We start from the raw sequence: 22187 nt of genomic DNA, 5'->3' as shown, positions 1-22187 counted from the left end.
CGACGCGTTATGACGCCACTTCTCGCATTTTTCCACATGTCGTCGAAGAACTTCGGCCACTGGGTTACCTCGCTTTGGCTTTTTGGGATCGGCGTCATCTTGGGCGGCCTGGTCGTCTTCGTCGCCTGGTCGATTTTGAAGGCGATCGCACCGAAGTACGCCGATCGCTGCACCGAAGCGCTCCGCGGCTCGATTCTCTTCCCGATCACGATGGTGATGCTCATCTGGGCGGCCATCGGCATTTTGGGAACCTTCGCCGTGCAAGAGCCGATGTCGATTCTCAACTCGCTGCGGCGACTCCCGTACGCCGGCTCCACCGAACACAAAATTGAAGTTCCCGCCCTGACCAAGCTGAACGACGACGGCACCGTGCCGGCTGTTCCGCTCAACATCACGGTCGACTCCGACGAACTGTCGAAGCTCGAAATCAGCTCGACCGAACGTTTTGACCTGGTCGCGCGCATCGTCGGCGAACCGGAAGACGTCGCGGCCTACACGATTCGCGAAGGCTCGGCCTGGCAATGGTCGCGCGGCGACAAGGCGTTCCTCTCCCGCAAGCTGCCGCCGGGACAGATGGTTGAGTTCTACGCTCGCAACGATACCGACCAGCCGATCGAAGCGATCATGACGGTCACGATCGAACCGGAGCATGTCGAAGCGGTTTCGATTTTCCAGACCGCGCTGATCGTCGCTTCGCTCTACTTCATCTACTTCGCTTACTCGATGTTCTTCCCGAAGACCGCCGCGATTTCCGAAGCGACGGCCACTTCCGAAATCTCGCAGTTGCTCTTCATGCTCTGCGCCGTGATCGGCTGCTTGTTCATGGTCGTGGCGATTTACTTGCCCTATCAGACCTTCGGCGAAGACATCAAGGTGCTCAAGCACACCGGCCTGCAGGTGATGTTGATCCTGGGGATGGTCGTGGCGATCTGGGCCTCCAGCACGTCGATCTCGGATGAAATTGAAGGGAAGACCGCGTTGACCTTGCTCTCGAAGCCGGTCAGCCGTCGCCAGTTCATTATTGGGAAGTTCCTCGGGATCGTCGGCGTCGTCGCGGTCCTGTTCGTGATGATCACCCTCTTCTTCTTGCCGGCCGTGGCCAGCAAGCCGATGTTCGACTCCCGCGAAGGCGCCACCTTCGAGTACGAACGTTTCGGCGAAAAGGGGATCAGCTGGCAGCTGCTGCACGAAGAAACGGTTGACGTCGTCCCCGGCGTCGTCCTCGTCTTCCTCGAAACGGTCGTCCTCGCGTCGGTCAGCGTCGCGATCTCGACTCGCTTGCCGATGATCGCCAACTTCCTGATCACCTTCGGCGTCTACGCGATGGGTCACCTCACGCCGGCCATCATGCAGGTCTCGGCACAAGGGTTTGAACCGGTGAAGTTCGTCGCCGGCTTACTCGCGACCATCTTGCCGGTGCTAGAAAACTTTGAAATCTACGGCGCCATCTCCGCAGGCCGTGAAGTCCCAATGGAGTACATCGGCCTCTCGGCCCTGTTCGCCATCCTCTACAGCTTGATGGCGATGTTCCTGGCGCTGATCCTGTTTGAAGATCGCGACCTGGCGTAAGCCGAACCCGCGAAACGTAAACTCAAAAAGGACGCTGCAGTCGCAGCGTCCTTTTTTCATGATCCACCACTCCCCCGAGGCGCGAGCCGAGCGACTGTGCATGGAACTGTCGCGCAAGAGTCGGACGGTTGTTTCGGGATGCAAAGGACTAGCGTCTTCATTGCTAGTGCTGACCGCCTTCCCTCGGCTCGCGCCTCGGGCTAGTATCGGCTTACCTGTCGGCCAGCTTCGTCGCACAGATCGTTATCGCCGGGACGCGATAGCAGGCCCGATACGCCTTCTCCACGTTGCTCGGCAGCTCCGGCAGCGTCAGCCCCGCCGCTTAGACCCGACCGAGCAAAATCAGCGTCACGGCTCCATCTGGCTGAACCAGCGCGTCGCAACTCCGCTGCTTGTCGGTGAGCGACTCCACGCGAATGTCGTCTCCTTCGCGTAGCCGCATGAGAGGCGACCTGTCGTATTATTGCAACTCCGCCCGGGACCTGCGCGTGATGGCCGCCCGCGGCATGCGACGCCGACGCGCGTGCAACAAGTAACCAAAACCTGCGCTACGATGATTAGTGGCGCCGATCGTGTGCGACGCGAGCACGTTCGCTTCACGTCAGAAAAAATTTCTCGGAATCACAGAATGAGAAGAAGACAGCAATAAGCGAGAAGCGTTTGCGCGAAGACTGCTCTATCTTGGTGAGTACTTCTCAATTCGCGCCTTGATACTTTCGTCATCGAGATCCGAGCTATCGCTCGGCAACTTATCTCCACCCAAAAGAACGAGCTGGAATCGTGCATCGCCGCAACTTTTGGCGAGCATGCTGAGTCGCGCAGCATTCACATACGCCTTTCGGACATCAACCAAAAACTTTTCGCAGCCGAAATCAAATTCGCAGAACCGCTGCGATTAACGCCGTTTTCAGCGAACTGCTCTCTCTTCCCGCATGGACGACTTCGCCGCCTAAACAAAATTTCAAAATATGGCACAAAACCTGCTTGATCTCTCGTGACATCCTAGAGCCTTTTCCCCCCTTCTGGGGAAGCCTTCAGTAAACGTGATTCATCTTTTCTTTCTCACATTTCTGACAAAGGTCTAATCATGCTTCGACCGATTCGTGCGCAACGAGCCTTTACGCTCGTCGAGCTGTTAGTCGTTATCGCCATCATTGGAGTGCTCATCGCGCTTCTGCTGCCTGCCGTTCAGCAAGCCCGCGAGGCCGCTCGCCGGATGCAATGCACCAACCATCTCAAGCAGCTTGGGTTGGCGATGCACAACTATGAAAGCACCTTCCGCTTGTTCCCGTACGGGCACCAGACCGAAGTCTCGGGCAACACGCATCGTCGCGATTGCTGGTACCAGCGCATCCTGCCGTTCCTCGAACAAAAGGGGCTGTCGGATCAGTACGAAGCGGACACTACCGAATACGTTCATCAGATCAACAACGTGATCTCGACCACGTCGATCTTTTCGCTCACTTGCCCTTCCGATCCCAACTCTCCCGGCAAAGGGGCCAACGGCGGCACCACCGCGTTTCAAGGGAACTATGTCGTCTCGGCAGGACCAGGCACCTGGTCTTTCAGCAGCACTTCTCCCTCGACGATCAACGTGACGGCCGGCGACATTACCGGGTCCAACCCCGGCGGCATGCTCTTCCGCGAATCGCACACCACCTTCCGCGATTGCACCGACGGATCGACCAACACGCTGCTCGCCGCCGAAGGAATCGTCCGTGCGAACGGCACCGGGGCTTGGGGCAACTCAGGCGGATATTGGGGCGGAGCGCCGCATGGCTCGTTCGGCTTCTCGGTCGGCGAAACTCCCAACACCAGCGTCGCCGATCGCAACTACAGCTGCAAAGCGACCTCGACTCCGGGTGCGCCCAATATGGCTCCCTGCGAAAACGGCAACTCCGGCGGCCTGGCCGGACGTTGGAACTACGCTCGCAGCTACCATCCCGGCGGCGTGAACGGTTGCCTCACCGACGGTTCGGTTCGCTTCTTCCCCGACACGATCGATCGGCAAACCTGGCTGCGGCTGGGCATTCGTAACGACGGTCAGGTCATCGGCGAGTTCTAAACCGCTCGTCGTCGCGTAAGCAAAATCTATCGGCCTACAGGCCGCGCGTCCCCAGACGCCCGGCCTTTGATGAGCAGCAATTCCTTTTCTACCCTTCCAAACTCTTGGGATAACCCGATGCGACTTTCCCTATTCCTGCTGTGCGGCCTCCTGATTGGAACCATTGGCTGCGGCGGCGGCTCCAGCGGCCCGAAGACTTACGCCGTGACCGGCAGCGTCACGTTTGACGGCCAGCCCGTCGAAACGGGAAGAATCTTGCTCCGTCAACTCGAAGGAGGCGGCAAGGCCTTCGCCGGCGACATCATCAACGGCAAATACAAAGTGGACGCCGAAGAAGGAGCGGCCAAAGTCGAAGTGACCGCGTCGCGACTAATCCCCGGCAAGTTCGACAACTCGAACGGCACGCCGGAACCAATCGGCGAAATGTACATCCCCGCCAAGTACAACAGCAAATCGGATTTGAAGGCCGACGTCACGCCAAGCGGAGACAACGAGTTCTCGTTTGAGCTGAAGTCGAAGTAGGCAAGGAGAACGGGAGCTCCTTTGCGGGCGCGTCCAATAGTAGCCCGAAGCGCAAGCGAGGGAAATGCGCTCGCTAGAAATGACAAAGAGAAGCGGTGGCAAAAACGGACGGAGATCACAGCAAGAAAGTGGAACGAGGGACTCGGGCGATGTGGCGCCCAGTCCTACTGCGGCCGACAGTCTTTCCAGCTACTACTCGTCGTATCGCTCCATGACCGCTTGAGTTTCTCTTTTTCCTCCAGACTTAAGCCTTTAATCTCGCCCCCGCTTTCGTCGTAGAACTTTGCGTTCTCATAGTCAAATCGATCGCGTTGAAACTCTCCGGTCCACCAAACCGAGCCCGTGGGATAGTAGCCTGTCGCCGGCCCCTGCAATTCAGCCGCCGGCGCGTAGATACAATCGAGCTTGACGACGCCATTGGAATAATAATTTCGAGCGGCGCCATCAAAAAAACCGCTCTCTCCAACAGTCATATCAAACATACATTCGCTCTCGCTATCGAACAGCCGCTTCTTCCCCTTCGGCACAAAAGGCTCGCCAGGCCGAGTTCGCCTTTCGATTTGCAGCGACCACCCCACCTTCAATTGCGAATCTTGGTGGTACGTAAGCCTTTGATTGGCGTCTTGCCCCAAGTAAACGCATACGCCCCCCTCAAAATGACGCGATTCACGCCAATCGCTTCTCGTCCACTGCTGACCGTCGAAGTCGATGTATTTGGGAAACGTGTAATCCCGTCCTTCCGCAGAAACGACAAGCGTGTTCCCGACAAGCTTTGTGTTGGCGGACCGATCGAGGGAACACGCGCATCCCTTTCCCAGCGAAACAAGTAAGAGAAACATCGACACGTAAGCAATTCGCCCGACATTCACCATCCGATAGCCTCTCGCGAGAAAACGGAACGCGGCCGCCATAGCCATGATTTCACCAGCGGATTCATCAAAAATCGCGCAACAACTTCGTCTGATTGATTGGTTCCCCGATCGAGATCTCCGTATCGTCCGGCGCCTTTCCGGCCCGCAGAGTCTCGATCACCTTCGGCAGCAGCGACTCGTCGTTGATTTCGATTTCGATATTCGCGGAAGTGATTTTTCCCTGCTCGAGCATCGTCCCCCCGCCGACAACATCGCCCCCGTCCGTCTCATCAAAGAGATCGCACAACGGCAGCTCAAAACGTTCGCCACGCTCCAACGGCTGTAGCGGCTGCGGGATCATGACGTTGATCCGGATCGGGGCGCTACTGCCGGCTTCATCGATGGGCATCTCAAACGGTTCCCCTCGTGGTGTTCGAATCTCAATCTCCGGCTCTTCGTTCGCACATCCGGTGATGAAGAGTAGAAACGCGATTACTAAAGTGCGAAGCATGATCTTGTGGGTCGCTTGATGGTGAAAAGCTATGGGAAACGCCTTAAATCTACTGCGATTTCCAGCCGTGCTATTCAGCGCCGCCAACGCCATTTCTAAATTGGCGTCCAGCGTGCCTTGAGGAGGTCAAACAAGGTTACGCTTGGGAAGTCGACGTCGCCGAATTCTTCTTGCAGGATTCCTAGCTTTTCATCCTTAAGGTCGACAAACAGAAAGAAACCATCCCCGTTTCTCGCAACGCGACTTCGGTTGTTTTCATGGTCGAAATTCGCTGGGTCATTGAGATCGAGAAAGAGCGTGACATCGACAATGAACGCTTTGTCTTCAAATTCAAACTGGACGGGAAGACCTCGTTTATCTGCGCGTTGCTGACGAGTTCGACCAACTCCTTCGGAATTCTCATCGGGGCAACTATCCAATCATAAACTTTGTAGGCTTGCAAACGCCAATCCTCCATTTTGAATTAGCGATTCATCCAGGTCGACCTGGTCGGCCGTCGGCTCCATGTCCTCCTAACAACATTGTCCATTGACAAAGCGCACGCATTCGTGGTCGATTTCGGGGTGCCGGCAGGTAGTTTTCGCCGGCGATCTGGCTGGCGGCGATGGGGCGGAATTGGTTTGCCGGTGCCGCTCTTTGGAAATTAGGCAGGCCGAAGCGAGCTTGTCCCCTCTGGCGGTCGAGCGGCGGAGGCTTCGCCTGGCGAAAAAAACTCATCGCGGTCCAGTCCACTCATCGGCTTCGCTTGATATGAATGGGACGGATCGATTCGGTGGATGGTCGTTCAAAAAAAATTGCGCGCAGTCCAGTCCACTCGGGATGAAAAAAATGGCCGCAGCGGTCCACATGATAGGCGAACTAGCGAAGATGCGGTGCAACCAACGGGACGATCGTGGTCATCGTTGGAGTTTGCGACCGGTCCATTTAAAAAAAATGCGCGACGCGGTCCACATGATGCGCAGACCTGGCAAGCTGCGGCGACTGTGGCTCTACGATTGCAGATGGGCCGCAAAAAAAATCGCACGAGCGGTCCAGCCCAGTCGTAGGGCAGGCCGTGCCTACCGAGGTGATTCGGCGCCAAGCGACGGCAGGCATGGCCTGCCCTACGTTTGCTGGACGGGCCACCCGGTTTGAAAAAAAATGGGCTGCGGTCCGGTCCCATTTTTTGGAGACCGGTTTGTGGCTGAGAGACAGCGGGCCCAAACGTCTGCTTGCGCGCATATTCCCTCGGCTTGCGCCTCGGGTTAGTGTTTGATGGTGCTATTTGGCAGAGCGAAGACATGCTCATCCGGCGAAGACGCCGCAAGAGCATGGCGCCAGCTCGTCCCTATCGCTCTCAACTCTCCGCTTTTTCCCTACGCGGCTTCGCGGGTTTGCGGGGCCAGTTGCGGCATCGCGGTGAAGTGGGGGCCGCGGAGGCTGCGGCCGGCTTCGTGCCAGACGTGGCGCTCGACGCATTTGGCGACCATTTCGGCGACGATCACCGCGTCACGGCCGGCAAAGCCGTCGACGCGTGGTTTGCTGCCGGTTTCGATGGCGCGGACAAAGTCGGCTTGTTCGTCGGCGATCGCGTTGGTCGGCGGCAGTTCGACTTCTTCGAGCGGCAACAGCGACTCGAACAGATGCTGACGGATGTGGTCTTTTTCGGCTTGCGGAAGCGTATGGACGTCAAGTTCGCCGGCCGCGAGGCGCGGATCAGGCTGGATCGACTGCAACTTGCGGCTTCCCATGTCGATCTGGACGAAGCCGCCGGCATGGAAGACCTTCATTTCGCGGCGCGGCTGAAAGCTGCTGCGCGAGGCGGTCAGGTTGGCGACGCAGCCGTTTTCAAACGTCAGCCGGGCCTGGACCATATCTTCGTGCGGACCAAAGACCGAAGCGCCAATCGCATCGACATTGACGACGCTACTGCCGACCAGCGACAAGACGAGGTCGATATCGTGAATCATCAGGTCGAGCGTCACGCCGATGTCGACCGAGCGGAACGAATAACCGCTGGTGCGAGCCGCTTCGATATAGCGGGGACGATCGATCAACTCAGCGGCGGCGACGAAGGCCGGGTTGAACCGTTCGACGTGTCCGACTTGCAGGACGCGACCATGCACTTTGGCGAGAGCCAACAGTTGATCGGCGTCAGTAATCGAGAGGGTGATCGGTTTTTCGACCAACAGGTCGACGCCGTCGGCAAGCAGTTCGGCGGCGACGCCAAAGTGATACTGCGTCGGCGTGGCGATGATCGCGGCGTCAAATTCGCCGGAGATTTCGCGATGCGAAGCGTAAGCCGGAACGCCATTTTCGGCGGCGGCCGCTTCGCGGGCGGCGGCGATCGGATCGACGATCGCGACCAGCTCGAGCCCGGCCGTTTGCTTGGCCAGGCGAGCATGAATTTTACCGAGGTGACCAGCGCCGATGACGGCGAGACGACGTGAAGCCATGGTGGAATCCTTTCCCAGCCTCGTGTCACGCCGCCGCGTCATTGCTGCGGCGCTTCTAGCGGTAGTAAATAACTTAGGCTGAGCGGCGGAGGCTCAGCTGCACTTCGTTTTCGAGCAGCAGTTGCTTGACCAATTCGGCGTTCAAGCGATGACCGCTGCGGTAGGCGATGATTGAACCGGCGATATCGCAGCCGGCCAGGGCGAAGTCGCCGATCAGATCGAGCGTCTTGTGACGGACGCATTCGTCTTCAAAGCGAAGTTCGTTTTCGATTGGACCTTCGTCGCCAAAGACGATCAGATCCTGAAAACCGACTTGCTGGCAAAGTCCTTGCGAACGGAGCCAATTCGCTTCGCTCTCAAGGATAAACGTGCGAGCCGGCGCGAGTTCTTTTTCAAAAAACTTCGGCGTCAGCGAGCCGGTCATCGTTTCGCGACCGATCGGGCTGTTGAAGCCGTAGTCGAGTCGATATTTGAAATCGAGCTGCAATTTGTGATTCGGGCGAGCTTCGACCCACGCTTCGTCATCACCGACGCGAACGACGTCGGAGATAACCAGCAAACGACGCGTGGCGTCTTGCTGAACGACGCCGGCCGAGCGAATCGCTTCGACATAGGCGGCGGAAGAACCGTCGAGACCGGGCATTTCCGGAGCGGTAACCGCAACTTCGCAGTTATCGACTTGCATGCCGGAGAGAGCGGCCAAAACATGTTCGACCATTTCGACCGTAACGCCGCCGACCGTCAGATTGGTGCGACGCGGCACTTCGATCCGGTTGCCGACCAGGGCCGCAACGCGGGGTTTGTTCGGAAGATCCTCACGGATGAAGGTGACGCCGGAGTCGATCGGAGCGGGTCGAAACTCAACGCGATTCGACTTGCCCGACCAGTAACCGATACCTTCGACGGAGGCCGACGAGGCGAGGGTTCGTTGATAACGATATTCGCCGTCGTAACGCAGCAGCTGTTTCTTCATGGATGCTGGATTGCGCAAATAGGTGTGCTGCGAGAACCGAGCGGCGGAAGGCGTAACAAGCCTCCGCCGCGGGTTACGTCAAGCGAGAGATGACTAGCGAGGAATCAGGCCGCTTTGCGGGCGAGCCGTTTGGGTTTGCGGCGGAACGCCGGCGTTCAACATCGACAGGACGTCCTGGGTGATGTCGATCCGGTTTTGATAGATAACCGGGCGATTGATTCCTTCGAGAACCGACTGACGGTTGTCAGCTTCGATTTCGGTGCTGTTGTAACGCAAGACCAGCGCGATGTTGTTACGTTCGGCGAACGAGGCGACGGTCCGTTTGACCTGGTCATAAACGTTGAAGTAGATGCGGGCTTCCTTTTCCATGAAGTCCTTCTTCTGCAACGTCATTTTCACTTGCAGTTCCGACTGCTGACGAGCGATTTCCTCTTCTTTGACTTTGTAGTCGGGCGAGCCCGGCTTGTACTGCTGGCTCAGTTCCTGGATCAGCTTGGTGATGCGGTCGCGTTCGGCGCCGATCGACTTTTCAGCAGCTTCGACTTCGACCTTGAAGTCTTCCATCTGTCGCTTGAAGAGGGCATGCCCCTTGAAGACCATGGGGATGTCGATGACGGCGACATTGGTGCCCTGTTGGGCGTTCGCCGCTTCCGCGAGAAAGTTAACGAAAATCGCGGAAACCAAAATCGCGGTCAAAGAAAACAGTCGCTTCACTTTCAGCACTCCTTGCTGTGTTTGAATTGGTCGTCCTGACCCCGCGGGCGAATGTCGCCGTAAATCGTCGGCTTTACGGGCAGCTCGACGTATGCGGATGCTGTCAAACGAGCGGCATTCTGCCTGGAAACTGCAAACGGGTAAAGTCCAATATTCCGCACTTCCGTAATACCGCGGAAAGACCCGAACCGGTACGACAACCTCCTCGATTTGGTTCACCCCAATCGAGAATAAATTTTGGCCGTCACCTAGTACTTATCGGGGCGCAGCTAAGGTTACCGTAAGCGTAATTTCCATTCCAGACCGCATAATCGTCACCTTCGCTTTGTCGCCTGCTTTGTAGCCGCGCAGAGCGCCGTCGAAGTCTTCGAGACCTGCGATCTTGTTATCCCCTAGTTTGACGATGATATCGCCCGCTTTCATGCCCGCTTTTGCGGCGGGACTGTCCGGCGAAACGCCTTGGAGCGCATAACCTTGGCCAACCACGCTAAAGTCGGGAATGCTGCCAAAGTAAGGACGCGATCCGGTGCGTCGTTCGGTCGATTCCGGCGCGATCGCGACGTATTCCGGCGGCGCCGGCATTGCATCCACCGCTATCGCAGCGTCCGCCAGCATGCTGGCGATGCGACGAATGCCGGCGATATCAAGCTTCTCGACGTCGTCGCTGGGGCGGTGATAGTCGTCATGCGTACCAGTAAAGAAGTGCATCACCGGGATCTCCTTCGCATAGAACGAAGCGTGATCGCTGGGACCGAAACCGCCGGGATCTTTGGTGACGGCGAACTTGTACTCTTCGTTCAGCTTATCGATGAGCGACTCAAACTCTTTCGCCGTGCCGCTGCCGCTGATGATCAGCTTGTCGTCGGTCAAACGCCCAACCATATCCATGTTGAGCATCGCGACCGTCTTTTCGAGATCAAACACCGGATGCTTCACATAATAGGCGCTGCCGAGGAGACCGCGTTCTTCGCCGGTGAACCCAATAAAGACGATCGTCCGCTTCGGCTTCCCGTCGCGGCCGACGATCTTGCGAGCCGTTTCCAACAGAGCGACGGCGCCCGATGCGTTGTCGTCGGCGCCGTTATGAATCTCATGCGTCCAAGGCGCCAGGCTGCCTTCGCCGCCGTATCCGATGTGATCGTAGTGAGCGCCGATCAGGATGATCTCGTCCGCCAGCGGACCTTCGCCATGCAGAACGCCGATGACGTTGCTGATCTCCGCTTTTTCACGAATGACGTCGGTCTCGCCCACCGCCTTCCAGTCGGCCAGCACGGCGCTGTGCGGCTTTTTCGCTTCGTTGATTTTCGCTTCCAAGTCGGCCAGCGAATTGTTGAGGGCCTTCTTCACCACCGGATCGATCGCACTTCGCAGCGCGAAGTAAACCGGCAAGTTCGGGTGACTCTCGTCGCTGCCGGCGCCCATGAACGGCAGAACCTCGTCGGTTCCTTCTTTCAGCTTGGCGCCGCTTTCGGAGATCGTTTTCGCCAGGTCGGTCAGCTTGTCGCGCAGTTCGATCTTTTTCTCTTCCGGCGCATCGTCGGCGAGCGCGTCATATTCGGCCTGCACTTTGGCCATATCGGCGACCGCGGTGTTCCAGACGTTTTGCTGATCTTCGACGCGAGTTTCGATCTCGTCGAGATTATTGACCATGATCACAGCGGCGGCGCCTTGTTGATAGGCGTTCGAGATCTTGCGGCTGAAGGTCGCATGCCGCGACGGATGAGGACCGCCGAACGGGCTATGGGGATTGTGGGGATCTCCTTGCGGCTCTTTTCGCAACATCAGAACCGCTTTTCCCTTAACGTCGATGTCGGCGTAGTCGTCATACATCAAGTCAGGCGCGGTGATGCCGTAGCCGACGAAGACGATCGGGAGATCAAACTTGCCGCTCCCGCCGGCGGCGAGCGGATTAAACTGCTTTCCCAGCTCCAGCGGCGCCGCTTCTTTCGCTTCGGGGCCAACCAGTTTCAGCGTGTTCTTGTCGTCGGGGCCAAGCTTCGCTTCGGTAACGACCTCAAACGTTTGGAACGGCTTGCCGCCGACGGCGGTCATGTCGAGCCCAAGAGCCGTCAGCTGACCGGCCATGAATTGCGACGCTTTATTCAGCCCGGTGGTGCCAACGCCCCGCCCTTCCAGCTCGTCGGAGGCCAAAAAGCCGACGTGATCCCGAATCCGCGACTCGGCAGCTTTGATGGCCGCCTCGTTCTCCGCCATCAGAGGGGAAACCAAGACCGGGCAAGCGACCAACGCGGCCAGCAGCGTATTTTTGATTCGCATGTTTAGCGCTATCCGAGAGTTAGCGGAGGGAGGTGGGGGAGTATTTGGCAATAGAACCGATTCTTCTCCAGTAGGGACCGCCGGTCAACCATCGCTCGTCAAGCATCATTGCTCCCCCCCTCGCTTAACCGATAAAATGAAGCCTTCTTCGATTCGCCAGCATGGGAGCAAAACGTGCCGTCCCTATTCGTCATTCAGGGCAACGATCAAGGAAGACGTTTCGAGCTGAACGACGCGGTCGTCACGATCGGTCGTGACCGGACCAATACGATCCAACTGCATGATACCGAGATTTCGCGGCGTCATGCGGAAATTCGTATGGATGGCCCGCGGTACGAACTGGTCGACCTCGAAAGCTCAAACGGCTGCTACATCAACAACGAAATGATCACCCGCAGTTATCTGACCAGCGGCGATCGGGTCCAACTCGGACGGACGTTGATGATCTTCACCCATGCCGAGACCGCGAGCGAAGTTCGTGAGGCGCAGCGCGACCCGCTGGTTCGGCAAGATATGGTCAGCGACGGCTCGCGGATCATTCGGACCGTCCATCACAGCGAGGGAAGCCAGATTTTTATGCTTCCCAGCGCCGGAGGAGCGACCGGAGAGTGGTTCAACGCCGCACGAGCCAACCTCCAGTTGATGTATCACACGGCCCTCGCCGTCAGCCGCACGCTCGATATCGATCAACTGCTCGACTACATCATGGGGTTGGTCTTCGACTGGATCGACGCCGACCGTGGCTGCGTGATGCTGCTCGACGAAGAATCGCTGCACTTCACGCCGAAAGCCCGCCGCTTCCGCCCTGGCCGCAAAGGCGCCGACGAGGCGATCGTGATCAGCCGGACGATCCTCGACTTCGTCCTCGAAAAGCGCGAAGGGGTGCTGACGACCAACGCCAGCGACGATGACCGCTGGGACCCGGCCGGCAGCATCATCACGCAGGGAGTTCGCGAGGCGATTTGCGTCCCAATGCAGGGACGCTACGGCATCGTCGGCGCGATTTACCTCGATACGTTCACGGCGCCTGGCGACGTCGCGATGCAGAAAAAGCGACGTTTCAATGACGATCACCTGAAGCTGATGGTCGCGGTCGCCCATCAGGCGGCCCTCGCCGTCGAAGACACCAATTACTACTCCGCGGTCGTTCAGTCCGAGCGACTCGCCGCCGTCGGTCAGGCGGTCGCCGCGATTTCGCACCATGTGAAGAACATCCTGCAAGGGATCCGGGGCGGCAGCTACCTGGTCGAAGAAGGGATCAAAGGCGCCGACGTCGGCTTGATCGAAAAAGGTTGGGGAATCGTCGAGCGAAACCAGGAGCGGATCTCGACCCTGGTGATGGACATGCTCTCTTACAGCAAAGAGCGTGAGCCGGATCTCTCGGCCGCCAACATCAACGATACCGTGGGGGACGTCGTCGAACTGATGCAGGCCCGCGCGGCCGAATTCGGCGTCGAGCTCCACTATTCGCCCCTTCCTCAAGACATTCAGCTGATGTTCGACGTCGAGGGGCTTCACCGCGCCGTACTGAACGTCGTCTCCAACGCGATCGATGCGACGCAATCGGTCGATGGCGCCAAGGTCGACGTTTCGGTCTCGCTCGACGAACAGGCGCAGCGGCTGAATATCGATGTCGTCGACAACGGCTGCGGCATTCCTCCGGAGAAGATGGAAGCGATCTTCACCGCGTTCGAGTCGTCCAAGGGAAACCGCGGAACGGGGCTTGGCCTGCCGGTCAGCCAAAAGATCCTCCGCGAACATGGCGGGGACATCGTCGTCGAAAGCCAACCCGGAGCCGGCAGCCGCTTTACGCTCTACTTCCCCGCGCACGTCGCCGTGGCGACGCCGCCGCCGATACTGGATCGCCCCACGCAACTCGAATAACCGTGTAACTAGCGGTTAGCCCAGATAGCTCTGGCTATCTGGGCGGCGTAGCCGCAGGAAGCATCAGACAGCGGTCGAAAACGAGACCTGCAGCTTCCATTTCAAATGACGTGGGAAGTGCCGATGCTTGGTTCGGCTCGGACTAATGCTTCCTGCCGACGATGTCGGCCCAGATAGCGAGAGCTATCTGGGCTAACCATTCGGTATTAACCTCGATACCCCGCCGGCTTGCCGACAAACGGGTTCTCGGCGATTTCTTCGGCGATGGTCGTTTCCGGCCCATGTCCGGGATAGACGACGAAATCCCCCGGCAAGGTAAATAGTTTGTCGTGGATCGCATCACGGAGGGCGCCGAAGTCGCCGTCGAAGAAGTCGGTTCGCCCGATGCTGCCGGCAAAAAGGACGTCCCCCCCTAAAATCGCTTTCGCATCATGGATGATGAATACGACGTGTCCAACGGAGTGGCCAGGAGCTTCGCGAACTTCCAGCTTGATCCCGGCCAGGTCAAGGACGTCCCCTTCGTCGACCAGCTGATCGGCCGGGGGGCTGATCAGCGCCACGCCGAACGCGGCCGAGAGATTCTTCTGCGGATCGGTCAGTTTTTCGGCGTCGCCGCGGCCAATAATCAGGGGCGCGTCGGGGTAAGTCCTTTTGAGAGCGGCATTTCCGCCGATGTGATCGCTGTGGCCGTGCGTATTCAGAATCGCGACCGGCGTCAGCTGATGCTGCTTCAAAAAGTCGAGAATCTTGCCCGGCTCCAAGCCTGGATCGACCACCAGACAGTCGCTTGCGCCCTCGTTGCGGACGATGTAAGTGTTCTCGTCAAAGGGCATACTGATGACAGCGTCGATTTCTAACACCGAGTTTCTCTCTCCACAATTTTGGATGGTTTCGGTAGACTCTAGCGACTGGATCGGTTAAACGTGGGTTTAGGCAATCCTTGCCGGTCCGCGCAGTTATTGTAATTTTTCCGCTGCGGTAGGGCGATAAGACCGAAAAGCCGACGAAATTTCGGCTGGTCCCGGCGAACCGACGCCCCGGTCGTTACGAATCAAACGTACACGAGTCCCAACGCGACGCATGGAAGCCGCGTGACGCAAGAATATCAGGGAGAATGAAGATGGCCGAGCCTACTCTATCGCGACGCCGACTACTGTTGGCCGCCCCGGCGCTGACGCTGGGCGCCGCCTCTTTGCTTCGTGGCGAAGAAGGCCGCAGCAACATGAAGGAACCGGTTTACCGCGTTTCCAACAACCCCAACGCGACTCAACAGGTCGCCGCCCAGCATCCGCTGACCCCGGCGGTCGAATTGGCCAAGCGAGCCCTCGACCGGATCGATCAATCGGTCCGCGACTACGAATGCACGCTGGTCAAGCGCGAACAGATCAGCGGCAAAGTGCTCGATCCCGAGTACATGTACACCAAGATCCGCAACGAACAGGTCGACGGCAATGGCTCCGTCGTCACGCCGTTCAGCGTTTACATGCGATTCGTCGCACCGGCCAACATCAAGGGCCGTGAAGTGGTCTACGTCAAAGGTCACAACAACGGCAACCTGATCGCGCACGAAGGGGGCAACCTCTTGAAGTTGGTCACGGTTCCGCTCGATCCGAACGGCATGCTCGCGATGCGGAACAACCGCTATCCGATCACCGAGATCGGCATCCGCAACCTGATCGTCCGCTTGATCGAAGTGGCCGAAGAAGACATGCGTTACGGCGAATGCGAAGTGAAGTTCTACCAGGGCGCCAAGATCAACGATCGGGTCTGCACCGCGATCGAAGTGATCCACCCGACCCCGCGATCGAACTTCCGCTTCCACAAAGCCCACATCTTTATCGACGACGAACTGCAACTGCCGATTCGCTACGCCGCTTGGGATTGGCCCAAAAAGGCCGGCGATCAGCCGATGCTGTTTGAAGAATACACCTACAGCAACCTGAAGCTGAACAACGGCTTCACCGACACCGACTTCGACACGAAGAACCCGAACTACGCGTTCTAGTCGAAGCGGTTGTAGATCGAACATCGAAAAGGGGATCTCTGATGAGATCCCCTTTTTCGTGCGCGCCACATAACTGGGCCGCTTTGCGCCAATTCATGGCGGCTCTTCCCGCCGCGTAGTACGATACTCCTGGCACTCAATGCTCATCTCCGGGAGCCCCAACATGCGTATCCTGCAACTTCTCACACCTCTTGCTCTGCTGCTATTCGCCGCCAGTTACAGCCGCGCCAGCAACAACTACTTCATGCCCGGCGACGCCTTCTTTCATGTGACGGTGACCGAAGAGTTGCTCGACTCACTGGAGAAACGACAGCCGCCGTACGTCTGGGACTATTCCCTTCGCGATACCTTTGAGATGGCGTTCTGCGGCTACGCCGGTTACGAGAAAGCGACCGTCGAAATCGCCGACAAGCAGTTTCTGGCGAACCTGCGAAAGGTCTATGACGACGTCCGGCGATACAACGCCAAAGAGATTCGCGAAATCCGCCGCGACGATGGCACGCGCGTCACGGAAGAGACGAACGGCCTCCACCTCTTCTTCTATCGCGATGACTTTGATCTGGACGACTACCGAATCGCCCTCCGCTACAACGAGAATTGGCGTAGCGAGTGCTTCAAGTTCACTTCGCATGCCCGACTCTGTTGCTTCATCGACGCCGCCGCGGCAGTCGAGGACGATTGGCGAGATGGAGAGAGCGTACCGGGTTTGAACGTCCAATTTCCCCAAGGCGAGATTCAGCTAGGGCAGGCGGTTACCAAGCCAATCGTCATCCCAGGAAAGGCCAAAGCGATCGTCCTACGAGGGTCGGAGCTTCTGAATTACTACCAACGCAAAAAGGGCTCGCACATCTACATTCTCGACTCCGAAGGGGCGACTACGAGGATTGCCTACGACCAACGATGGTTAACGGAGGAGGAATGGAACTCGATCGATCTGCTCGATCGGTTGTAATAGATCGACGACGCAGCGTTACTGCGGCAACCGCAACGTCATCCCCGGCTTCATCTGATCGGGATAATCGCCGATCACATTGCGGTTCAAGCGAAACAGTTCGCCCCAGCGTGCGGCGTCGCCTAAGGTGCGACGAGCGATCGTCGCCAAGTCGTCCCCTGGCTGGACGACGTAGGTCGTCGGTTGCGTTTGCGTCGGCGTAATCGCGGTGGCCGGCGGCTGGGCAGGATTGGCGAGTGGCTGCGCCGATTGCTGACCGATCGGCAGCGGCTGCGGCGTCTGCGTCGGGACGAATCGCTGGCCAGGAATAAAACTGCCGCTTTGGATCATCTGCTGAACCCATGCCGGGTCAGCTTCTTTGGTAACGCCTTTGTCAGTGTCGCTCGAAACTTCGATCGTCGGCGGCAAGCGGTGCGGCATCGCGTCGTCGGTCGTGACCACCTTCGTCGAGCTGGCGTTTTGCGCCGGCACGTAGTTCGTTGTCGGAATCGACGCGGACGCGGCGGTCGATGCGAACGCGCGATTCAGTCGCGGTTGCGGCTGCGGCGTCGTCGCGACCGGGGTGGCGACTGGTTCGATCTTCGTTTCGCCGGCCTGCCAGGTTGGCCGAGTCGTCGTCGGCATGTCGCGCGGCGCAGCGGTGACGACCGGGCGTGAAGGAAGCGGCTGCGCTTCGACGATCGGCGCCGGCTTGATCAGCTTCGCTTCCGGCGGCGTTTCCGGCTGCGGCTCGCTCGGCTTTTCGCCGACGATGCGGAGCGAAGCCTGCGAGCCTGTTTCTGGCTGCGGCGCTTCGGCGACGGCGGTCGGCTGCGGCGCGGCCGTTGGCTGCGACGGCAACGTAACGGTCGGCGCGAGCGATTCCGTCGTTTCCGGCTCCGCCGACTGCGACGACGTCATGTTGCTGGCCAGTCGCGACGCGAGCGAACCCAAGAGCGATCCGGCGCTCGACATGATCGGCATCGGGTTGTTGGCGTTCGATTTCTCTTCTGTAGCTTTCGGCGCCGGCGCGGGAGTGGTCGAGAAGCGAGACTTGATCGCGGCGACCGAATCGGCGGCGAGCGACGCCATCGCTTCTGGCTGCGGCGTCTCCGTTTCTTGCGCCGGAGCAGGCAATGCAGGCTCCGCTACAGGTGCAGCGGAGAAGCGACTCGAGAATCGTCCGAGCGGAGGAGCGGCTTCGATCGGCGTCGTATCGACGGCGACCGGCGACTTTGGTAGTTCGTCCGCTGGCGGATGTTCCGTGGCAGCCGCGGCGACTTGTTCCGCCTCTTCGTTTCCGTTCATCGGAATGGCGAACCGCGACGGGAATGGAACGGCTGATTTATTGGGGTCGGCGTCTGCGACGCTTGGCTCTTGATAGACGGCGGTCGAGGTCGGCTGTTCGGGGAGAGTAATGACCGGCTCTAGGGCGCTCTTGGCGGAGATGGAAGCGACAGGAATGGTTGGCGCCGGCGAGTCGTCGCGGGCGACCTGCGCAAGAAGCCACATACGCTTGACGGCAGCGTACATGAGGATCGCGGCCAGACAGCCGACGATCGCAAATCCAATTCGAGCTTCCCTGCGCACGATATTCACTCCTTGCGACCGCCTCCTTCTTCGGTCGGCAGTCGACGCTAGCTGGAGTCGAGGTTTGACTCAAGCCCAATTCCCCGCATGCCTACGTACGCCGCGCCACTCTCAACTTGGCGCTGCGACTGCGAGGGTTCCGTAAAATCTCCTCCTCACTAGGGATTATCGGCTTCTTGGTCACCGGTTCGAGGCGTGGATCTTCGCGAAACGCTTCTTTTACTCGCCGATCTTCCAGGGAGTGGAAGCTGATGATGGCGATTTTGCCGCCTACGCGGACGAAATCGGGCGCCGTCTTCAGAATGCTTTCAAGCGAACTGAGCTCTCGGTTCACGGCAATGCGCAGCGCTTGAAACGTGCGCGTCGCCGGATGGATCCGTTCTTTCGCCCCACGAGCCGGATAGCAGCTAGCACACAACTCGGCCAAATCGTTTGCTAGCAGAAACGGCTTTTCCTTCCGCCGCAGACAGATCTTCTTGGCGATCCGGCGGCTCAATCGCTCTTCGCCGTTCTGATAAATGACGTCGGCCAGGTCCTTCTCCGACAACAGATTCACCAGGTCAGCGGCGGTATCTCCCTCCGTGTCGTCAAACCGCAAATCGAGCGGGCCATCGGAGTCGAAGCTGAAACCGCGATTACGATCGGCCAACTGATCGCTCGAAAGTCCGAGGTCCAACAGCAGCCCGTCGATCTGGTCGATCTCGAGCTCTTTAAGGACGCTAGGAAGCTCGCTGAAGTTGCGCTGCGTCACTTTGATCGGCAGGCCGCGCAGCGACTGCTCGGCTCTCTCAATGGCCGCCAGGTCGCGATCGCAGGCAATCACCAAACCGGTGTCCCCAACGCGTTCGGCCAGTTGCCGCGTATGCCCGCCGCCACCTAGCGTTCCGTCAGCAAAGATCTGCCCCGGTTGCGGATCGAGATATTCGATCACCTCTTGCGGGAGGACGGAAACGTGAACGGTCGAAGTCATGTGCCAAGTGCGAAAAAGTGCGGAAAAACAGGGAGAATTTCGTCCTTCCAGCTTACCTGATCGCCGTCTGGTGAACAGTGGTTAGCAGGCGTAGGCTGGGTCGCGACCCAGCAAATTTAAGTCGGCGGCAAGAGTTTCGCCCGCACGAAAGAATCACTTCCCAACCCACAACGAATATCGTCGTTCGCCTTGGATTCCAGATCCTTTGTGCTGGGTCTTGACCCAGCCTACCCTGGAAATGGGACGTCGCTTCGAAAAGAAAAAACCTCGCCGCAGGCGCATCCATGCGCCCGGCATCGGCGAGGTTGGCGAAGTCGGCCGCTGCACTTGCCGCTTCGCCCACAGTTCGCCGCACCGGGAGATTCCTTCCCCCCAACATGACGAACGGACGGACGTCGTAATCGAGATCGTTCAATGACGATTTGCCTAAAGGTAAGAATCGTTACGAACGGGTCAACCTTCGTTTTCGCCAAGCATGGCCGCTAGCATTTATCGCTAGCACGCCTAAAGAATGACGCCGCTACGCGCTACGTCGGAAAAGATTTCTTGGAGAATTTTTCAGCGGTTTTCAGGCGGCGACGCTAGCACGCTATCAAGCGATCGCGCTGCGCAGCGATAGACTTTCGCATGCCGCTTCACCATCTTGTCGAGCGTAAAATGCGACTCGACCCGTGCACGATTCGCTTCACCCAACTCGACGCGCAAAGTGGCGTCCGCTGCTAGCACGCTGACGCGATTGACGAACTCTTCCGCGTCTCCGGCCGGCGATAGCTGCGCCGCGTGCAGCGGTCCCAGCAGCTGAGCGACTCCTTCCACATCGGTTGCGACGACCGGCAAGCGAGCCGCCATCGCTTCGATCAGCGCGTTGGGCATTCCCTCCCAGCGCGACGAGAGCAGGAAAAGATCAGCGTCCGATAGCAGCTGCGGCACGTCCGCGCGACGCCCCAAAAACTGCACGCGATCGATCAGATGCAGCTTCCTCGCTTGGTCCTTCAGCGCATTCTCTTGCGGTCCGGCGCCGACAATTTGCAGCTCCCAATCGTCGCTTCCCAAGAGAAAATCGCGGAGCGTGTCGAGCAGCCAGTCGAACCCCTTTTGCGGATCCAATCGACCGACGGCGATCATTCGTTTTCGTCCGTCGACTTGTTTCATGCCGATGTCTTGGGTCGTCTGCTCGTCGAACTCGACCAGGTCGATTCCGTTGGGAGTGACGAGCGATCGGACCTGCAACACGTCGCGTGCGAACTGCTTCAGCTTGCGACTGACGACCAGCGTCAGATCCGCTTTTTTCGCATAGTGACTTTGCAGCCATCGCCGCCATGAGCCTTGTTCGGCAACCCGCAATCCGTGAATCAGTTTACTCTTCCGTCGTCGCCCCATCGCCATACTGGACGCAACGTTGGCATGAAACAAAAAACTATGGACGACGTGAGGACTCGCGGCGCTGAGCAGGCGAGACAATCGGCGAACGGCAATCGGCAATCGCCACTTCGAGTCGCAGTTTAAAAAGGTGACGCCGATCCCCTCCTCTTCCAACTGTCGAACCAGGACGTCCCGTCCCGGCGCCGGTCGCGAGGCCAGCGAAATCACCGCCACGTCGAACCGAGTCCGATCTAGCCGCGTCGCCAAATTGGCCAGGCATCGCTCGGCCCCGCCGACTTCCAATTCGGTGATTACCAGCGCTACGCGGATCCGCGTTGATGCGTGGGGTGAAGATTTTGCAGGCGTCACGGTCACTCTTCTGGCGGCCTCGGGTAGAAAAAAAGAGCGATTGCCATCTATATTACAAAAATGCGTCGCATGCTAACCTTTCGACGCCCACGCCCTTAAAGCCCCCCGCCTTATGACCAGCATCGAACAATACGACTATAAACTACCGAAAGAGTTGATTGCGCAAGAGCCGCTCGAAAAAAGAGCGGACGCCCGCCTTTTGGTGGTAGATCGCAAGTCCGGACAGCTTGAGCATCGCCATATTCGCGATCTTCCCGAAATTTTACTTCCGTCCGATCATCTCGTCCTCAACAACACCAAAGTCGTCCCGGCTCGCCTGGTTGGTCGCCGCGCGCTGACCGGCGGACGTTGGCAAGGACTCTATCTCGAATCAGACGTCAACGGTCACTGGCTGGTTCTCGCCAAAACCCGCGGCAAAATCGCCCCCGGCGAATTGGTAACGCTCGAAGATCGCGAAACGAAGGAAGATATCTCGCTCCGCCTGATCGCCAGTCTTGGCGCGGGGATGTGGGCGGTTGAACCAGAGTCGAGCGAATCGACGCTGGAAATCCTCGATCGCGTCGGCCGCGTTCCCCTTCCCCACTACATTCGCGAAGGGGAAATGATGCCGGAGGACTGGAAGCGGTATCAGACCGTCTTCGCCGAACAGCCGGGCGCCGTCGCCGCGCCGACCGCCGGTCTTCACTTCACGACCGAGTTGATGAAAAAGCTGACCGCCGGCGATCGCATGATCGACTACGTGACGCTGCACGTCGGCATCGGGACGTTCCGCCCGGTCTCGGTCGACCAGCTCGAAGAACACGTGATGCACAAGGAATGGGGCGAAATCCGCGAATCGGCGGTCGAGCGCATTCTGGAAACGAAGGAAGCCGGCGGACGCGCTGTTGCGGTTGGCACCACGGTCGCCCGCGTGCTGGAAACGGCGGCTCGCTCAGGCGAACTGCAACCGTGGCGCGGTCAGACCGATCTGTTCATCCGCCCGCCGTTTGAGTTCCACGCGGTCGACGCACTTTTGACCAACTTCCACCTCCCCAAATCGACGCTGCTGGTTCTGGTGCGGACGTTCGGGGGGGATGAGCTGATTCGCGAAGCCTACGCCGAAGCGATCCGCGAAGAGTACCGTTTTTACAGCTACGGCGACGCGATGCTGATCCTGTAG

The 22187-nt window shown here is 58.7% G+C and carries 18 protein-coding genes; 7 read left to right on the top strand and 11 right to left on the bottom strand.

The genetic code is table 11. The features are described from left to right. Positions 1-9 precede the first annotated feature (9 nt). From LOC68_RS07415 to LOC68_RS07405, 3 genes are all read left to right on the top strand, one after another. Positions 10-1569 carry an ABC transporter permease gene (locus LOC68_RS07415; RefSeq protein WP_230217290.1) on the top strand — a complete coding sequence of 520 codons (1560 nt, stop codon included), beginning with the start codon at positions 10-12 and terminating at the stop codon, positions 1567-1569. A 1087-nt stretch (positions 1570-2656) separates the two neighbouring features. Next, positions 2657-3634: a DUF1559 family PulG-like putative transporter gene (locus LOC68_RS07410; RefSeq protein ID WP_230217288.1), complete on the top strand. Its 978-nt coding sequence runs from the start codon at positions 2657-2659 to the stop codon at positions 3632-3634. Between the two features lie 117 nt (positions 3635-3751). Further along, the gene (locus LOC68_RS07405) at positions 3752-4156 is read left to right on the top strand and encodes a hypothetical protein (RefSeq protein ID WP_230217286.1); all 405 of its coding nucleotides are present in this window, start codon (positions 3752-3754) and stop codon (positions 4154-4156) included. Between the two features lie 164 nt (positions 4157-4320). Here the strand turns inward: LOC68_RS07405 and LOC68_RS07400 are convergent, their stop codons facing one another. The 7 genes from LOC68_RS07400 to LOC68_RS07370 all read right to left on the bottom strand — a co-directional run bounded on the left by LOC68_RS07400 (position 4321) and on the right by LOC68_RS07370 (position 11917). Continuing rightward, positions 4321-5067, bottom strand: coding sequence for a hypothetical protein (locus tag LOC68_RS07400; protein ID WP_230217284.1), 747 nt, complete (start codon positions 5065-5067; stop codon positions 4321-4323). A 25-nt stretch (positions 5068-5092) separates the two neighbouring features. Next, positions 5093-5416 (bottom strand): hypothetical protein, encoded by a 324-nt coding sequence (locus LOC68_RS07395; protein ID WP_230217283.1) that lies wholly within the window; start codon positions 5414-5416, stop codon positions 5093-5095. Positions 5417-5613: 197 nt separating this feature from the next. Further along, positions 5614-5937: a hypothetical protein gene (locus LOC68_RS07390; RefSeq protein ID WP_230217281.1), complete on the bottom strand. Its 324-nt coding sequence runs from the start codon at positions 5935-5937 to the stop codon at positions 5614-5616. Between the two features lie 936 nt (positions 5938-6873). Continuing rightward, complete coding sequence (locus LOC68_RS07385; protein WP_230217279.1) at positions 6874-7953, bottom strand: Gfo/Idh/MocA family oxidoreductase; 1080 nt, start codon at positions 7951-7953, stop codon at positions 6874-6876. A 73-nt stretch (positions 7954-8026) separates the two neighbouring features. After that, positions 8027-8926 carry a UDP-3-O-acyl-N-acetylglucosamine deacetylase gene (lpxC, locus tag LOC68_RS07380; protein ID WP_230217276.1) on the bottom strand — a complete coding sequence of 300 codons (900 nt, stop codon included), beginning with the start codon at positions 8924-8926 and terminating at the stop codon, positions 8027-8029. Positions 8927-9019: 93 nt separating this feature from the next. Further along, a complete protein-coding gene (locus tag LOC68_RS07375; RefSeq protein WP_230217274.1) occupies positions 9020-9640 on the bottom strand; it encodes an OmpH family outer membrane protein in 621 nt (206 codons plus the stop codon). Between the two features lie 255 nt (positions 9641-9895). Beyond that, on the bottom strand, positions 9896-11917 hold the full coding sequence (locus tag LOC68_RS07370; RefSeq protein ID WP_230217272.1) for a M20/M25/M40 family metallo-hydrolase: 2022 nt from the start codon (positions 11915-11917) through the stop codon (positions 9896-9898). A 174-nt stretch (positions 11918-12091) separates the two neighbouring features. On the opposite strand from LOC68_RS07370, the gene LOC68_RS07365 reads away from it, so the two are divergent. Then, complete coding sequence (locus LOC68_RS07365; RefSeq protein WP_230217271.1) at positions 12092-13801, top strand: ATP-binding protein; 1710 nt, start codon at positions 12092-12094, stop codon at positions 13799-13801. Positions 13802-14007: 206 nt separating this feature from the next. Here LOC68_RS07365 and LOC68_RS07360 read toward each other — a convergent pair whose 3' ends face one another. Beyond that, positions 14008-14661 carry an MBL fold metallo-hydrolase gene (locus LOC68_RS07360; protein WP_230217269.1) on the bottom strand — a complete coding sequence of 218 codons (654 nt, stop codon included), beginning with the start codon at positions 14659-14661 and terminating at the stop codon, positions 14008-14010. A 260-nt stretch (positions 14662-14921) separates the two neighbouring features. Here LOC68_RS07360 and LOC68_RS07355 point away from each other — a divergent pair, with 260 nt between their 5' ends. Both LOC68_RS07355 and LOC68_RS07350 read left to right on the top strand, forming a co-directional pair. Continuing rightward, positions 14922-15806, top strand: coding sequence for a DUF1571 domain-containing protein (locus tag LOC68_RS07355; protein ID WP_230217267.1), 885 nt, complete (start codon positions 14922-14924; stop codon positions 15804-15806). Positions 15807-15969: 163 nt separating this feature from the next. Continuing rightward, a complete protein-coding gene (locus LOC68_RS07350; protein WP_230217265.1) occupies positions 15970-16758 on the top strand; it encodes a hypothetical protein in 789 nt (262 codons plus the stop codon). 18 nt (positions 16759-16776) lie between these two features. On the opposite strand, the gene LOC68_RS28500 is transcribed toward LOC68_RS07350, so the two are convergent. The 3 genes from LOC68_RS28500 to LOC68_RS07335 form a co-directional block, all read right to left on the bottom strand. Then, entirely contained in the window at positions 16777-18327 is a 1551-nt protein-coding gene (locus tag LOC68_RS28500; RefSeq protein WP_230217263.1) for a LysM peptidoglycan-binding domain-containing protein, read from the bottom strand. 91 nt (positions 18328-18418) lie between these two features. Next, the gene (gene rsmH, locus LOC68_RS07340) at positions 18419-19297 is read right to left on the bottom strand and encodes a 16S rRNA (cytosine(1402)-N(4))-methyltransferase RsmH (RefSeq protein ID WP_230217261.1); all 879 of its coding nucleotides are present in this window, start codon (positions 19295-19297) and stop codon (positions 18419-18421) included. A gap of 558 nt (positions 19298-19855) precedes the next feature. Further along, positions 19856-21028, bottom strand: a complete 1173-nt coding sequence (locus LOC68_RS07335) for a glycosyltransferase (protein WP_230217258.1) — start codon at positions 21026-21028, stop codon at positions 19856-19858. A 112-nt stretch (positions 21029-21140) separates the two neighbouring features. Here LOC68_RS07335 and queA point away from each other — a divergent pair, with 112 nt between their 5' ends. Then, the gene (queA, locus tag LOC68_RS07330; protein ID WP_230217256.1) at positions 21141-22187 is read left to right on the top strand and encodes a tRNA preQ1(34) S-adenosylmethionine ribosyltransferase-isomerase QueA; all 1047 of its coding nucleotides are present in this window, start codon (positions 21141-21143) and stop codon (positions 22185-22187) included.

Source organism: Blastopirellula sediminis (assembly GCF_020966755.1).
Classification (GTDB): Bacteria; Planctomycetota; Planctomycetia; order Pirellulales; family Pirellulaceae; genus Blastopirellula; species Blastopirellula sediminis.
This window is presented reverse-complemented; position numbering and strand designations above follow the sequence as displayed.